The 15260-nt window shown below is 62.4% G+C and carries 17 protein-coding genes and 1 tRNA gene; 14 read left to right on the forward strand and 4 right to left on the reverse strand.

Annotation, left to right across the window (positions count from 1 at the left end):
• Window positions 1-5 precede the first annotated feature (5 nt).
• From EII42_RS00505 to EII42_RS00540, 9 genes are all read left to right on the forward strand, one after another.
• Entirely contained in the window at window positions 6-635 is a 630-nt protein-coding gene (locus tag EII42_RS00505) for a hypothetical protein (protein ID WP_125170150.1), read from the forward strand.
• A gap of 9 nt (window positions 636-644) precedes the next feature.
• Window positions 645-1880, forward strand: coding sequence for a glutamate-5-semialdehyde dehydrogenase (locus tag EII42_RS00510; RefSeq protein WP_125170151.1), 1236 nt, complete (start codon window positions 645-647; stop codon window positions 1878-1880).
• An 18-nt stretch (window positions 1881-1898) separates the two neighbouring features.
• Window positions 1899-2036, forward strand: coding sequence for a hypothetical protein (locus EII42_RS12845; protein ID WP_158676348.1), 138 nt, complete (start codon window positions 1899-1901; stop codon window positions 2034-2036).
• Window positions 2033-2689: a nicotinate-nucleotide adenylyltransferase gene (gene nadD, locus EII42_RS00515; RefSeq protein ID WP_125170152.1), complete on the forward strand. Its 657-nt coding sequence runs from the start codon at window positions 2033-2035 to the stop codon at window positions 2687-2689. Before EII42_RS12845 ends, nadD begins: the two co-directional genes overlap by 4 nt.
• Window positions 2690-3046, forward strand: a complete 357-nt coding sequence (rsfS, locus tag EII42_RS00520) for a ribosome silencing factor (protein ID WP_125170153.1) — start codon at window positions 2690-2692, stop codon at window positions 3044-3046.
• A complete protein-coding gene (locus EII42_RS00525) occupies window positions 3043-3630 on the forward strand; it encodes a histidine phosphatase family protein (RefSeq protein WP_199729754.1) in 588 nt (195 codons plus the stop codon). Before rsfS ends, EII42_RS00525 begins: the two co-directional genes overlap by 4 nt.
• A 74-nt stretch (window positions 3631-3704) precedes the next feature.
• On the forward strand, window positions 3705-5378 hold the full coding sequence (gene hemC, locus EII42_RS00530) for a hydroxymethylbilane synthase (protein ID WP_125170155.1): 1674 nt from the start codon (window positions 3705-3707) through the stop codon (window positions 5376-5378).
• A 167-nt stretch (window positions 5379-5545) separates the two neighbouring features.
• Window positions 5546-6430, forward strand: a complete 885-nt coding sequence (locus EII42_RS00535) for a hypothetical protein (RefSeq protein WP_125170156.1) — start codon at window positions 5546-5548, stop codon at window positions 6428-6430.
• A 57-nt stretch (window positions 6431-6487) separates the two neighbouring features.
• Entirely contained in the window at window positions 6488-7303 is an 816-nt protein-coding gene (locus EII42_RS00540; protein ID WP_125170157.1) for a hypothetical protein, read from the forward strand.
• 538 nt (window positions 7304-7841) lie between these two features.
• Here EII42_RS00540 and EII42_RS00545 read toward each other — a convergent pair.
• From EII42_RS00545 to EII42_RS00555, 3 genes are all read right to left on the reverse strand, one after another.
• Window positions 7842-8117, reverse strand: coding sequence for a hypothetical protein (locus tag EII42_RS00545; RefSeq protein ID WP_125170158.1), 276 nt, complete (start codon window positions 8115-8117; stop codon window positions 7842-7844).
• Window positions 8118-8332: 215 nt separating this feature from the next.
• On the reverse strand, window positions 8333-9463 hold the full coding sequence (locus EII42_RS00550) for a hypothetical protein (RefSeq protein WP_125170159.1): 1131 nt from the start codon (window positions 9461-9463) through the stop codon (window positions 8333-8335).
• Window positions 9464-9680: 217 nt separating this feature from the next.
• Window positions 9681-9753 (reverse strand) — tRNA-Ala (locus EII42_RS00555).
• Window positions 9754-9893: 140 nt separating this feature from the next.
• Between EII42_RS00555 and EII42_RS00560 the strand changes: the two genes are divergently transcribed.
• From EII42_RS00560 to EII42_RS00570, 3 genes are all read left to right on the forward strand, one after another.
• Window positions 9894-10583, forward strand: a complete 690-nt coding sequence (locus EII42_RS00560; protein ID WP_158676349.1) for a M48 family metallopeptidase — start codon at window positions 9894-9896, stop codon at window positions 10581-10583.
• Between the two features lie 9 nt (window positions 10584-10592).
• Complete coding sequence (locus tag EII42_RS00565; protein WP_125170161.1) at window positions 10593-11447, forward strand: 3-methyladenine DNA glycosylase; 855 nt, start codon at window positions 10593-10595, stop codon at window positions 11445-11447.
• 77 nt (window positions 11448-11524) lie between these two features.
• The gene (locus tag EII42_RS00570; RefSeq protein ID WP_125170162.1) at window positions 11525-12679 is read left to right on the forward strand and encodes a peptidoglycan-binding protein; all 1155 of its coding nucleotides are present in this window, start codon (window positions 11525-11527) and stop codon (window positions 12677-12679) included.
• A gap of 6 nt (window positions 12680-12685) precedes the next feature.
• Here the strand turns inward: EII42_RS00570 and EII42_RS00575 are convergent, their stop codons facing one another.
• Window positions 12686-13312 (reverse strand): hypothetical protein, encoded by a 627-nt coding sequence (locus tag EII42_RS00575; RefSeq protein ID WP_125170163.1) that lies wholly within the window; start codon window positions 13310-13312, stop codon window positions 12686-12688.
• Between the two features lie 93 nt (window positions 13313-13405).
• On the opposite strand from EII42_RS00575, the gene EII42_RS00580 reads away from it, so the two are divergent.
• Window positions 13406-14305 (forward strand): DUF4192 family protein, encoded by a 900-nt coding sequence (locus EII42_RS00580; RefSeq protein ID WP_125170164.1) that lies wholly within the window; start codon window positions 13406-13408, stop codon window positions 14303-14305.
• 13 nt (window positions 14306-14318) lie between these two features.
• Window positions 14319-15257, forward strand: coding sequence for a carbohydrate kinase (locus EII42_RS00585; protein ID WP_125170165.1), 939 nt, complete (start codon window positions 14319-14321; stop codon window positions 15255-15257).
• Window positions 15258-15260: the final 3 nt, after the last annotated feature.

The raw sequence follows: 15260 nt of genomic DNA on the forward strand, positions 1-15260 counted from the left end.
CCTGCGTGGCACTAATAGAGGTTCTTGCCTGGGTGGCGGCCGCGACCGCTGTCGGAACGGCGCTTCCGCAGCTTTGGCGCATTGTGCGACTGCGGACCAGCTCCGGGGTCTCGCTGATCATGTGGCAGTTGGGGGCGGCGGGTGCGTTGGGCTGGTCGTGGCATGGCTACTACACAGGGCAGGCGGTGATCGCCTGGCCGAACCTGCTCCTGGCTGTGGCGCAGGCAGGCATCCTCTGGGCGATTCGCCTGGACCGCGGGACGAGCCAGCTTCGGCTCTGGGCACCGTCGCTGCTTCTGGCGGCCTCCCTGAGCATGATTGACGTCTGGCTGGGCCCGGTGGTTTTCGGCAGCGTCGTGATGCTTGCGCCGTGTCTAGGGCTTGCCGCCCAGTTGAAAGCGATCCTGTCGCCGCGAGACATCGAGGGGGTCTCTTCGGGGTCGCTGGCTGTGGGCGTCCTGGCCAACGGGCTGTGGCTGGTTTACGGCATAGCGAACGTCGAGTGGGCCGTGCGAGTGGCGGCAACGACTCAGCTTGCGCTGACCGTGGCGACGCTGACGGCCTGGGCCGCGCGAATCAAACGCATGGTAAACGACAGGCGGACGTCCCCGCCTGCCTCGCCTCGCTTGGCCTAGGCTTTGAGCATGGATTTCCTGGAACAAGCCCGGGCCGCGCGATCCGCCAGCTTTGACTTGGCCTGCCTCAACCGAGGCTGCAAGGATGAGGCATTGCACGCCATGGCAGACGCACTGCTTGCCGCGTCGGGTGACGTGCTCGCCGCCAATACCGCCGACGTGGCGCGGGCTAGGGAGTATTCGCCTGCCATGATTGACCGGCTCCGGCTCGATGAGGGCCGGGTCCGAGGGATGGCCCAAGGTCTGCGCGATCTGGCGCAGCTGCCGGATCCAGTGGGCGACGTGGTTCGAGGGTGGCTGCTGCCAAACGGGGTGACTATCCGCCAGGTCCGGGTGCCGCTGGGTGTGCTCGGAATCATCTACGAGGCCCGGCCGAACGTGACAGCCGATGCGGCGGGCATCGCGCTCAAGTCGGGCAACGCGGTCTTGCTGCGGGGTTCGAGCTCGGCGATTGACTCGAACCGGGCCATCGTGGCGGCGCTGCGGAGGGGGCTCGACCGCCAGGGAATCGTTCCCGACGCGGTGCAACTCGTTGAGGGCGGGCGAGAGGTGACGGCCGAGATGATGACAGCGCGCGGTCTCGTCGACGTGCTCATCCCGAGGGGCGGGGCCGGACTGATCAACGCGGTGGTGGCGGGGGCCAGCGTGCCGGTGATCGAGACTGGAACCGGCAACTGTCACCTCTACGTCGACGAGCACGCCGACCAGGAGGTTGCGCTCGACATCCTGCTGAACGCGAAGACTCAACGGCCGAGCGTGTGCAATGCGGTGGAAACGCTGCTGGTGCACTCGCGCATAGCGGACGAGTTTGTGCCGCGTGCGCTGGAGGCGCTGGCGGAGGCGGGAGTGCGGGTACACGGTGGCGACGACGTGGCGCGCTACAGCTCGTCCGTCATCGCGGCGGGCCCCGACGAGTTCGCGGCAGAATACCTATCGCTCGACATCGCCGTACGGGTGGTCGCAGATCTGGAGGCCGCCGTCGCGCACATTCGGCAGTACACAACCGGACATTCGGAGACGATCGTCAGCGAGAACCGCAAGTCGATCTCCCGGTTCGTCTCCGCGGTGGATGCTGCCGCGGTGTTGGTGAATGCCTCTAGCCGCTTTGTGGACGGCGGCGAGTTTGGCTTCGGAGCTGAGATCGGCATCTCGACCCAAAAACTGCACGCTCGCGGGCCGATGGCCTTGCCGGAGATGACCTCAACCAAGTTCATCGTGGAAGGATCGGGGCAGATCCGCGGCTGATTCGGTATGGTAGCCGTCATGATGTCTGTCTTGCTTGAAGCTGCGATACACGGGGGCCTGCCTCCGGTCATCATGGGTGTGTTCACGCTGCTGTGTCTGCTGGGCGCGCTCGGCTGGGTGATCGGCATGGGCTCTGGACGGCCGAACTCCAGGTGACTCAAACCGGTTTGGGAGTCGCAGCCGCGGGTCGCGCGCGTCGATATCGGCTGGGTGTGATGGGCGGGACCTTCGATCCGATCCACCACGGCCACTTGGTCGCTGCGTCGGAGGTGCAGGCCGAGTTTGGTCTGGACGAGGTGGTGTTCGTGCCCACCGGGGTTCCGTGGCAGAAATCAGACCGCAGGGTGACCGATGCGGAGGACCGTTACTTGATGACGGTGGTGGCTACCGCATCGAATCCGCGGTTCTCCGTCTCGCGGGTGGATATCGATCGGCCCGGCAACACCTACACGGTGGATACTTTGAAGGATCTCCGGGCGCAACGTGGCGACGATGTGGATTATTTCTTTATTACTGGGGCCGATGTGCTCCGCCAGATTCTCACATGGCGGGGAGCCGACGAGTTGTTCGATCTCGCGCACTTCGTGGGGGTGACTCGTCCCGGGGTGCCGCTGACGGCGGCGGATCTCGATCATCTTCCGGCCGGGGCTGTCGATCTCCTGGAAGTGCCCGCGCTCGCCATTTCCTCCACAGCTTGCCGCCAACGTAGGATGAAAGGCCTGCCGATTTGGTACCTGGTGCCCGACGGCGTCGTGCAGTACATCGCGAAACGCGGCCTGTACCCGAGCCCAAAGACTGGAGATGAGTAAGTGAGCGCTGCCGGAGAATCCCTTGAACTCACCCGCATTGCTGCTGCGGCTGCGGATGAGAAGAAGGGGGAGAACATCGTCGCATTCGATGTGAGCGAGCATCTGAACATCACGGACGTCTTTCTGATTGTTTCTGCCAGCAACGAGCGGCAGGTGGGGGCCCTGGTTGACGCCATCGAGGAGGCGCTGCTGAAGGCTGGCCACAGGCCGACTCGTCGTGAGGGCGACAGGGAGAACCGCTGGGTGCTGTTGGACTACGTGGATGTCGTTGTGCATGTGCAGCACGACGAGGATCGGGTGCTGTACAACCTGGAGCGGCTCTGGAAAGACTGCCCGCCGATCGAGCTCGGCCTGTGAGGATCACGCTCCTGCGTCACGGGGAGACCGACTGGAATCGTCAGCGCCGGATACAGGGTCAGGCGGACGTCGAACTGAGCGATCTGGGCAGGCGGCAGGCTCGGCAGGTGGCAGAACGTTGGAAGGGTGCTCCGTTTGAGGCCATTTATTCCTCGCCCCTGAAGCGGGCGGCGGAAACCGCAAGCATTGTGCGTGCGGATCGCGGTATCGACATTAGCTTCGACGATCGGCTCAAGGAAATCAATTGCGGCTCCTGGGCGGGGCTCACCTTCGCGGAGGTTGCCGAGCGGGACCCGCAGCAGGCCAAGCGGTACGCTGCTGGCCTTGACTTCCGACGTTCGGCGACGGGCGAGACGAGCGCGGAGGTGGCGGCACGCTCGGCGGCGGCGCTGACGGAGATTGCACGGCAGCATTCGGGCGACGTGCTGGTGGTGACCCACGGTTACCTGATGCAGCTGGCCATTTCGCAGTTGATCGGAATACCCGGGTTCGGGTCGTCGCTCAAGACTCCGGGTAATGTGCAGCACGCACTTCTCCGGTTCAATGGTCGCTGGCTGTTAGAGGGCTACGGCTTGGGAGGGTGAAACCGGCGTCCGTCGCGCGGCGGGGGGCGGATTCGTGAGAGAGTAGGATAAACGGCTCTAAGGAGGAATCAGCGGTGAAGCTGAGGCTTGGTACGCGGGGAACCGACCTCGCGATGGCTCGAACAAATCAAGTTGCGGAGGACCTGCGTGCACTGGGGCACGAGGTTGAAGTGGTCCCGGTCACGACCTCCCAGCCCGACACGAACCACATGCGCGATGGCCTGTCTTTTCAGGGTCAGTTCGCCACCGAGCTGCGTCAGGCGCTGCGCGACGGGCTGGTGGACGCCGTGGTCCACTCAACCAAGGACCTGCCGATCGGGGAGCAGCGGCAGTCGGACCTGGTGATTGCGGCGGTGCCGAAACGCGACGACTGGCGTGATGCTCTCATCTCGCGTGGGCACCTTCCGCTGGCTGCGCTGCCGGCCAAGGCTCGCGTTGGCGTCACCTCGCTTCGGCGAATCGCCCAGTTGCGCAGATTGCGGCCGGATCTGACCTTCATCGACCTGGGCGGGACCATGGAGGAACGAATCGCGCGGGTGCAGCCGGGAGACTTGGACGCGGTGGTGCTGTCAGCGTCGGCTCTGCAGCGTACCGGGAAGATCGACATGGTTGCTGAGTTCCTGCCCATCTTGCCTGCGCCGGGGCAGGGGGCCAAATCGATCGAATGCCGGGCAGGGGATCATGAGGTAATTGCGGCGGTCGGTCAGATTGAGGATCTTGAGACTCGCATCTGCGTGGCTGCCGAACGGGACCTCATGTTCCGGATCGGGGCCGACTACCGGATGCCTTTGGGCGCTTTGGCGTCCAGGCGGGGCATCCTGAACCTCAAGGCCTGCGCGGTCAGCATCGATGCCGAGAAGTACATCCAGTTGGAGATCGGTATGCCCACGAGCCTGCTGCACGCAAAGCGGGTTGGCACCCGGATGGCGGAGGCATTCCTGGAACGCGACGTGATGTCCTTCCTATCCCCCAAGGCGTTCGAGGGCGTTGAGTTCACCAGCGAACACGACGATGAAACCGGGACCCTCAACGAGCTGGGGCCGGATGCGCCGAGACTGTTGCTGCCTCGTCAGGAGGGCAGGCTGTCGCGTTCGTTCCGTGACAGCGGGGTGAGCGTCGATACGGCTCCTTTGCAGATCGCCGAGTTGTTGCCGGAGGCCGAGAACTTGTTGGAGGCGGCTGACTGGGTGCTGTTCCCGTCCGCGCACACCATCTGGGCCGTGCGCGAGCGCGGCTGGCGGGTTCCTAAGGGCATGAAGATCGCCGCGATGGGATCGACCACGCGGCAGCTGCTTGAGGATCGGGGGCGGACGGTCACCCTGTCGCCGGAGGGCACAGCCAGTTCTCGGCGGCTTATCGAGATGTTCCCCGAGGGCAACGAGAGGGTCGTCATCCCCTGCTCCGACGATCTGAGCAGCCGCCTGGAGGACGGGCTCAGCGCCAAGGGATACCAGGTTGTGCGCATGCCGATCTACCGGATGGTGGACGTTGATCAGGTGGTGGGCTGGGTTGCTCGGGCCTGGGAATCGGGTTCCTACGACGGAGTGTTGCTCACCACGCCTTCGGTTGCCCGCGCCTTCGTCAAGCTGCTGCCGAAGCGGCCCGACGTGGCGATCCTGGCTTGGGACGAGGACACCGCTGAAGTGCTCCGTGGGGAGGGTTTCGTCGTGAGCGTGGCCCCCTCGAAGGACGAGCGCGGTGTGACGGTGCTCACCGAGGCGCTGCGCGAAGCCAAACAGCGCCGTTGATATTCGTGGACCAGGTGGCCCCTTCCGGTAAGGAAGGGGCCACCTGGTGTCTGGTGACTAGTGCCCATGAGTAGCTGTACTCAATTATTGCCCTGGCGGCACTAGAAAGGCTCTTGCTGCGCACCTCATCCGATAACTTGCTTGTGCCGATGAGTTTAAGGAGAGTAATGAGTCAGCATAACTGGCCGAGTAACGTACCCGGTATTCCAGGCGGATCGCCAGCACCGTCAGGTTGGGGCGCGCCGGGCGCCGGTGGTGCGAGTTTCGAGCAGCAGTTTCAAACCCATCCGATTGGTTATGGGTCGGGTGGCCTGGGAGCACCGTCCTATGGCCCTCCACTCAAAACTAAGGCTCCGCTGTGGTGGACCGTGCTTGTCGTGGTGCTATCGGGGACGCTGCTGACGTTGATTTCGATTTATGCCTTTCGCGAGGGAGAGGCCAAGGAAAGCTCGGCAAGCCCCGAAGTATCCTCGTCGGCTCCGGAAACTCCGTCTCCCAGCCCGAAACCGGTGCCTGGCCCGGAGCTGACGCCCGATCTTGACCCAACTCCAAGAATCAAGGTACATGACACGATGCTTCAGCTGCCGCCATACCTGGACATTACCTTGGCTGACGGCTGGGAACTGGACAAATACAGAGACGGCACCGCAGAACTCAAAAATCTCAGCACTAAAATGGCGGCTTGGCTGACGGTTATCCCTTCCCCAGAGGGAGAGACCAGCGACTCCATCTGTTATAAGTTGGTGACGACGGAGACGGAGAAACTTGGCCCTGAAATCGTCGTTGGTATATCCGAGCCGAGGCCCTCCACTCGACTTCTCTCCAGGGGCGAGTCCCTGTGTGGTTTCGAGCGCATAACACTATCTGGTGATATGGATCAAGCTGCCTCTAAGCATCTGGCGATGATCTGGTCCTATTTCCCGCCGGAGAAGAAGCATGGCGTGGTCCTGGTTCTCGAAACGCCCTCCGAGGAGAAGATGTCGCCCGATCGTCAGGAAGCTGTGCATAAGTTGCTGAGCATGTTCGACGAGGCTGTCCAGGAGCTTCCCTGAAACTCGTCTGGTCGGTCGGCCTGGCCCACCATGGTTGGGCCAGGCTAGGCTTGGAACATGGGTTTCGTGGAGGAGATGCGCTGGACCTTCACACCGCCCTTCGGCTGGCTGCAAGGCGTGGCGTTCAACCTGACCCTGGCGGCTGCCTACTTGGTGGTGTGGCCCTTGGCGTTTGATGAGCGTTACGACGTCGTGCTGCTTTTTACCGTATATTTCGCCACTTTTATAATGGCTGATGTTACCACCACGAACATCTTTGGACATGATTTCTCGCGCACGCAACGCAGACTGGATGCTGGCGAAGGGTTCATGGGGATTCTATTCCAGAAGAACCTGATTCAGCTGATGGTGGTTATTCTGCCTATGTTTGTCATCACTGGTTTGGTTACCTGGTGGTGGGCAGGCGTTGATGAGTTGGTTTTGGCTCTTCCTGGCATTCTGTATCCAATGCTGCTTTGGCTGGGGGTGGGCAACCTGGTTAGCGTGGCTTTTCCTGTGCTGCCCGCGCCGGTCAAGTGGCGGCTGCATAATTGGCGGGCTGGGATGTGGCGAATGCATCTACCGGTGCTGCTGGCCTACGGGATTCCCTACGGTCTCTACTTCGGAGCTGCATACACTGACCTGCCAGGGAACTTGAATGCGTTGATCAGGTTTCTAGGGGATGAGCCAGAAAAATGGCAGAGTGGGATGATCTTGTTGGTAGCCTCGGTGCTGTTCTACGCCTTTTTCACTTCGTCTGCGTTGGTTGTGTTCGCTCGTTGCGGGCTATTGCTTCATGGTCAGGCCCAGTTTTTGGCCAGCGCACCGATGCCTGAGTCGGAGCGCGCCCTGCTCGCTGCGCGAATTGCACCCGGTGATGCGGACGTGGATTAGCGCCTCGCAGTGACCGACTCTTGGGGTCATTGCTCTGGGGAGCGGATCATTGACCGGGCCGCAGATGCCAGTGGCTGCGCTGCCCAGCCTCAGCTCGGTGAAGACTCCGCCACTGATGCTGTCAGGCTTCCGGCGCCATACTGACCCTGTCTTGGAGGGGGCGCCAAATCATTCGACTGCACTCGATGCTGTCAAGCGGTGAAGTGAATCCTTGCGTCTGCTCTGGACGTCTGCTCCGTCAGTCCGCTTCGGGGAGCAGGAATGAGCCGGCGGAGATCACCCCAGTTCATGTGCCTTTCACCGCACAGTGCCGAAGAAACACGGGTACCGGAGTGCCGACGGTCTGGTCATCTTTCGTGGGAACCTCAGCCAGCGCGAAGGACTTCAAGGAAGACTCCGCTGATCCGTTCGGGGATGTGGGGGTATCGGCGGCCGCCCAGGGCGGAAATCTAACTGTTGCGCAGTGGCGAAAATGTCGATGACCAAGCTGGCCTTCTCGGAACGAAGCATAGCCGATTGGGTTCCTCAGCCGGTACGATCAAAACCAAAGGAAGGGCGCAGGTGATCGTTCGGCGACCGAGCGAACATGCTCGTCCACATCAGCTACCTCGACATGAGTGATGACGCTGAAAACAATTCCGCTTTCGTTCAATTCGAACTTGTGTAACATGGCATTGAATGAGCCAAGACTGCAACAATAGAAGCCTTTGGTGCGTTCTCTGCTTGAGTAGTCTGTCACCTGATCAATGAAGCCTGAGGCTTCCTCCGGACCCGACACGATCAGATCGAGTGAACGGGTGGTGTCATCACTCATTTCAGGATGCCTTTAGGTTGTCCTTCGCGTAGAAAAACCGTATCGACGATTAGGAAGACGGCTCCGGCGCCTCGGCGGAGATGGTGCGGCGATGCGGCAGCGGCCACAAGCAAGGCTGGTGTAGAGGAGAAGGCTCTCAGGGCAAGAGCTGGGTGGTCAGCTACGCTCTGCTCACGACCCCGGGGCGGGGTAGGGCACTACACGAAACGCCGTGATCAGTGCGTGACGAAGTGGTTGACTCCGGGTGGGTGAACTACGGTGAACCGCCCTCCCCGCACCGGTTGGAGCGCCACGGTGAGTAGGTCTCCCCAGATGGGGACGAGGGCAGCGACGAGGAGATCGCAAAGCGCCTTTGGGCTCGGGGTGATGAGGTGCAGCTCCATGTATCCAGAAGGCCCCGGGCACGAAGAGCTGTAGTCGACTTGGGATAGATCCTTGACTGCGGCCAAGGTCGCTTCGGAGCCGAAGAAACGTGTCTCGTCCAGCATTCGGGACCCGCGGCGCAGCCGCCTGGCCTGTTCCTCGCCGCTGATCGGGGACAACTGGACGACGACCTCCGTTCCCTCCGCCTCGAGATCGAGGACGTGACCGAGCCGTTCGGCGGCCCCGCGAGTCCTGGTTGTCCATTCGACGAATTCACCGTCAAGGAACCGGATGATGGTGTCGGCGTCGCCGTGCCATGTTGCCACGGTTGGGGTGTAGGGCTCATCCATTCTGCGCCAGAACGGCTTGAAGGGGTCCCGACCCCTGTCATCCCAGTCATCCCAGCCGAAATCCTCCGAAGGTGGAAAGTCGACGGTGGGCAGCGGCCATTCAAGGGGTGGATAGTGGCTCTGCAACGCGTCCCACTCTTCGATACTGATGTTGGTGAGTAACCCGCCTCCGTGAACCTCAGCGTGGAAGGCGCCCAGGGAGCCGGTACCACTTCCGCTTACGACACCGATGAGGGTCTCTGACATCAGAAGTCCAGTGAGCCAGACGCTGATCGGTGCGGGAGCCGAGGAGGTGCCGTGCGGAAAGCAACCGATCGGGTCCTCTCCGGGCGGGGCATACAGTGGGCCGCCCCCATGCCAACCCCACACCTGGACCAGATTGTCCTTCACCCAGAGCTTTCTCGGAGCCGAAGGCCAATCCTGGACGCTTCTTAGGCGGTGGCCGAGAAGTTCGAACCATTCGCGCATCACAGTTGGCAGCGGCAGGCCGAGGTGTTTCTCGATGGCGGTGATCTCGGCCTGGGTGCAGCCGTCGGCCGCGGTGAGAAGATCGCGGTACCAGGTGATGACATGCGCCACCTGGGCCCAGCGAGGGTGAGAAAGGAGTTCCTGCTGGCGGGGGGACATGTTCACGACGAAGCTCCGGTGATCGACGGATGGGGGCTGCCTCTGGAGGAGCGGCCACGGCTCCTTGCCAGGCCTCCCTGAGGAGCTAGTCGAGGCCTCCAATAGATCTCGGCGGCTTCCCTCTAGTTCCTAGCTGTTTCAGTTGCTTCTGCGAATGCATCTAAAACACCGCAGAAACATAACCGCCCCGCCATCAGGCGGGGCAAGTTCCGACTTTCTTACGTGGAGCTAAGGGGATTCGAACCCCTGACCTCTTCCATGCCATGGAAGCGCGCTACCAACTGCGCCATAGCCCCGTGTCTCTCGACCTGAAGAAGACTAGCGCAGTCCGGGCTGCAACGCAAAAAAGCCGACAGCGGCAGTGGCGAGCCGACCGTCGAGGCTTGTCAGATGCCTGTGGAGGGGCGGCGGTCGGGAAGGCCTTAGGATCTGCGCTGTGGCAACTGGAACAGTTCTCGAGGTGGACGGCCTGGAGGTAGCGGTCGTGCTGGGACGCGCGCGAACTCTGAGGCTGGGGATCCGCCCCGACGGTAGCGTGCGCCTCAGCGGACCGGCGGGTGCCAGTCGGGCCAGGATGGAGCAGTTCGTCCGGGCGAACCGCGCTTGGATCGAGCTGAGCAGGACGAAAGTGGCCGATCGGCTGCCACCCGGCGATGTCTTCTCCGACGGTGGGCGCGCGCTGTTGTGGGGAAAGTGGTGGCCGGTGCGGCTGACGGCTGGCGGCCCGGAGGAGGCCGTCTTGGGCGACACGGTTGATATCACTGCGGACTCGCCTGAGGGCGCGGAACGCGCGCTGCTCAAGCTGCGCGCTCGGCTGCTCGAGGCCCGGGTGCAGGCGCTAGCCCCCGCCGCGGAGGCGGCCTTTGGGCAGCGGCCGGCCCACTATCGCTGTCGTACCATGGTGTCGCGTTGGGGGTCCTGCAATCCTGTGACCCGAGTCATCACCCTGAACACCTGGCTGACACAGCACGACGAGGAGGCGCTGCGTTACGCGCTGGTGCACGAACTGGCCCATCTAGGCGTCTCCGGCCATGGGCCGGAGTTCTACGCGGCGGTGGAAGCCGTTCTTCCGGGGTGGCGTAAGGGGCGCGACCTGCTGCGCCGACACGCGCCGCCCAGGCGATAAACTGCGCGCATGCTTCCCCTCGACGAATGGCGTGCGCTGGCCGAAGAACACCGGTCGCGGGTGGAGGTTGACCTGGCCGAAGTTGTGTGGCGGCGTGACCGTGGGATCAAGCAGCCGATCGAGGATTTTCTATTCCATTACTACAATCTTCGCCCGTCGCATCTGGCGCAGTGGCACCCGGGAATCGGAGTGATGCTTGAAGACGACGGCACATGGCGGCCCCCGGCCTACGTACGCGACAGCGGAATCGCTCAGCTGGATCGGGAGTATTTCCTCGCTAAACGGGGCAGAACCGTTGCGAAGGCGCGCGAACTCCTATCCGCTGTCTCGAACAAGGAGCCTCGATACGGGTGCTTCGGCATGCACGAGTGGGCGATGGTGTATCGATTGGCGGCCGACGAAACTCGGCATCCCTACCTGAAACTCCGGCTTACCACTGCCGAGATAGCGGAGGTTGTCGAGCAGGTCGGGTGTCGCTGCTCACACTACGACGCATTCCGCTTCTTCACCGCGCCCGCTCGTCCGTTGAACCTGGTCCAACCCACCAGACAAAACCAGCCGGAACTGGATCAGCCGGGCTGCTTGCACGTCAACATGGACCTGTACAAGTGGGCGGGGAAGCTCTGGCCAGCGGTTGGCTCCGACTTGCTCTACGAAACGTTTCGCCTCGCGCGCGAGATCCGCGTAGTAGACATGCGGGCTTCCGCATACGATCTGCGCGACTGGGGTCACGAGCCCATCCAGGTGGAGACTCACACCGGTCGCCGGCACTACGTCGCGCTGCAGAAGGAGTTCGCGTCGCGGGCGAGCCTGCTGAGGGAGAGGCTGTTGCGGATAATCTCTGGGATGTGCGCGCAGCCTTGATGATGGATGGCCCCCTGCCGCTCTAGGATGTCACCAGCCGTTCACGTTGCGCGGCGGGTCGAATTGTGAGGAGAAACATGAGACTTAGGAGGGCAGCGGTTGCGCTCACACTCACCGGTTTGCTTGGAGGTTGTGCCCCGAGCCCGATGCTGGCGCAGCCGTCCGAAGCCGCACCCGCCACGCCCTTCGCGTCGTCCAGCCGGACGGCGTCGACTTCCCCCAGCCCGGACCCCGTGCAGATCCCGGAGCCTGCGATCACAGAAACGCCCCATCATGATCCGCAGCCCACGGCGGAACCGGCCGCGGAAGAACCATCCACCCCTGACCCGGTTGCCTTGCCCGCGCTGTACCGCGTCGGGGACACCGACGAACGGATCCGGGAGATTCAGCATCGGATGCTGCAGATCGGCTGGCATGAAGGAAAGATCACCGCCGAGTTCACGGCAGAGATGCAAGGAGCGGTCGAGGGATTTCAGGCCAAGCGCGGGCTACCGGTCACCGGAGAGATCGACGAGGTGACCCTGGCAACGTTGAGCGAGATGACCCGAATGCCCACAGCTGACGAGATGCACAACGTCCTAACCCCCGGTCCAGCCATTCTGTCGCGCGGTTCCGAGTCGCAGGATGTACGTGACCTGCAGGTACGCCTACGGTTGATCGGGTGGTACGACAGGGCGATTGATGGTGTCTACGGCAACGAAACTGCAAACGCGGTGGCTGGTTTCCAACAGAAGCGTGGCCTTCCGGAGACCGGCGAGGTCGATCAGCGAACTCTCGACAAGCTGCATGCGATGACCCGAAAGCCGACCAAGGACGAGCTGAACAACATTTTCACCAAACCAAAGGGTGGCAACATCGAATTGGACGAACGCTGCCTGACTGGGCGAGCCATTTGCATCTCTAAGCGAGCCCGCAAGTTGGCGTGGGTGATCGATGGCGAGGTCCAGATGGTGATGGATGTACGCTTCGGGGCTTCTAAGACGCCGACGCGGGAGGGGACATTCACCGTCGAGTGGAAATCCCGTAACCATCACTCCAAGCTGTATGACTCCCCGATGCCGTACGCGCTCTTCTTCAGTCGGGGGCAGGCTGTGCACTTCTCGTCGGACTTCGCCAGGCGCGGCTACAGAGGGGCCTCGCATGGGTGTGTCAACGTCCGGGACAAGGGGGCAATTCAAGCCTTGTTCAGCCAGGCCCGGGAGGGTGACAAGGTAATCGTCTACTCGGATTGAGGCAGCTCAGCCCGGGATGGGGAGAGCGGTTATTGGTGTCCCGGACTCGGTGGAGAGGACCAAAGTGGTGTCCCCCCGGGGCATCTCAATAAAGATCCTTCCCGTGGCTGGGTTGCCCTCGCGCGGCCGAATGATGGTTGCCCTGTCCTCGTAGTAGCCCTCGCGGGTCGAGTTCAGGAAAGCGTACATGGTCAACTCGTGAGTGCCTTGGTTCACAGAGATCCGATAGTCAACCTCGAGCCCTGCGGCAGTCCAATTGTGGCGAAGAACCTCGAACTCTCCACCGCCCAGTTTGTCGAAGGGCAGCACATTCCCGCTGGGGGCGCTGGGGGAGAGCGAAATGGCTTGGCTGGCCGCCGGACGGGCAGTCGGCCCGGTCGCGGTTCTGCCCGGGAGATAGATCAGGAGGCCGAGCCCGACAACTGTAACCAGAAGAGCGCCTAGCATGATGGGCCAGGCAGGTTTGCGCGGCGGGTCAATCATCGGTGGCTCGTACTGTGAGGGGGCGTTGAACGGTTGCAGCGGATCCCGCCCTGGATGATCCTCGAACTGCGGCGGCTGCCAGCCAGTTGAGGGCTGGGCCCAGGGATTTGGGCTGGAGCCTCCGTGCGTCGGCCAATGCTGGTTGCTCATGGGTATCGAGACTACTGCACGAAGGAAGCAGGTTTATCCACAGCGTAGAACCGCTTTAGACGCTCCCGCCCTCCGGTAGCCAGTAATAGGGGCATGACTCAGATCTCAGAAGTATTGCGCTGCTCAACCAGGGCCGACGTGCTGGCGGCTCCCGCAACACTCCTCGGTTTCATGCCGGAGGAATCGGTGGTACTCATGCATCTGGACCGAAACCGGGTAGAGTTTGCGGCCCGTGTCGGACTTGATCTGCTGGCAGCGGATCCCACAGAACTACTGGCGCGCACAGCGCATGCGCAGGCTGTACCTGTTCGGCCCGATGGCAAGTGGCTGGTTCTCGTCTACGCTGTCCGCCCACAGAACTATCTTGGCCCGCTCAGCGATATCGTCAACGAGCTCGACGCGGACTGCTACCTGACGGATGGCTGCACCTCTTGGGCGCTGGAAGCGGATGATTTGGTTGCTCCGGAACCCTATGACTACCAATCCACTGGGCCCGCATGCAGCGCAGTTCTGAGCGGTCGAAACGTTTGTCGCTCCAGGGAAGAGGCCATGACGGATCTGCCAGTCCCGCACCCGGACGCGCGACTAGTCGGCGGTGTTCGGGATCAGATCGCACGTTGGGAACCCGAGCGACAGCTGGACACTTTGAGCGAGCTGCTGGACGGCCGGCGGCTATCGCCCTGGGAGGCATCAGTGTTGGCTGAACTCCTAGCACAGGACGAGTTGCTGGCGGAAGTAGTCTCCCTCCTCAGCATGAACAGCGCGCAGCGGTGGCGAGCCAGCCTGGAAGCAGCGCTGGCGGCATCCCCTCGAGAATCATCCGCGAACCTGACCGCTCTGCTGGGGATGGTGTACTGGCTGAGCGGTAACGGAGCGTTGGTCAACGAGTGTCTCTCCCGGCTAGTTCTTCTGGAGCCGGATCATCCCTTGGGCCGTGTGCTGCACCGCTTTATCTTCCTAGCCATTCCACCCACGGTCTGGGACAACGCGTGACTATCCTGTAGACATGAGGTTTGTAGTGCTGGGCGAAGCCCTGATCGACCTGATCCAAGAGTCTCCCAGAACAGCGGGAACCAGCAACTGGACCGGGCACTGCGGTGGGGGACCGATGAACACCGCCGTCGCGCTTGCCAGGCTCGGTCAGGACGTTTCCTTCCTTGGGCGGGTAAGTGGCGACGCCTTCGGCCAGCAGCTGCGGCGCCATATGTCTATCAACGGGGTTCAACTCGATCTCGCTGTTCCCGTTGACGATCCGACGACCTTGGCCGTCGTCGCACTGGACGCCGAGGGGAAAGCGTCATACTCGTTCCACACCGTTGGAACCACGAACTTCAACTGGACTGCCGATGAGTTCCCGCAGCTCGGGCACGATGATTGGGTACATTTTGGTTCCATCGGAGCCGTTCTCGACCCATCCTTCGCCGTGATGGAGCAATTCCTCGACGGGCTAGGGAACCGAATGAGTTTCGACCTGAATGTCCGTCCGAGCGTGTTGAACGACCCGGCCGACTACCGGCGGCGGATTTCGGCATTGCTTGAGCCAGTTGGTAGGAACGGCGGTTTCGCCAAAGCCTCGGATGAAGACCTCGAGTGGTTGTGTGAGCGACGCTGGTCGGCGACGGACTACGCGCAACGCCTGGTCAACGAGCATGGGCTTGAGGTGTTCCTGCTAACTCTGGGTCCCCAGGGTGCGTGCGCTATCGGACCTGATGGCGAACTATGCCGGGTTCCGGGTCGGAGTGTGGAACTGGTGGACACCGTCGGCGCCGGCGACACCTTCAACGCAGGCTTTCTGTCAACCTACCGCGGCAACAACCTGCTTGAAGCGCTCACCCGGGGCGTCGGTGCCTCGGCACTGGTGTGCACTCGTGTCGGCGCGCAACCGCCCACTTCCAGGGAATTGGACGAGTTTCTCGACTGGACCAAGAGCATTCCGGCTCCGTAGCCG

This window comes from Tessaracoccus sp. OH4464_COT-324 (genome assembly GCF_003932855.1).
Taxonomy (GTDB): Bacteria; Actinomycetota; Actinomycetes; order Propionibacteriales; family Propionibacteriaceae; genus Arachnia.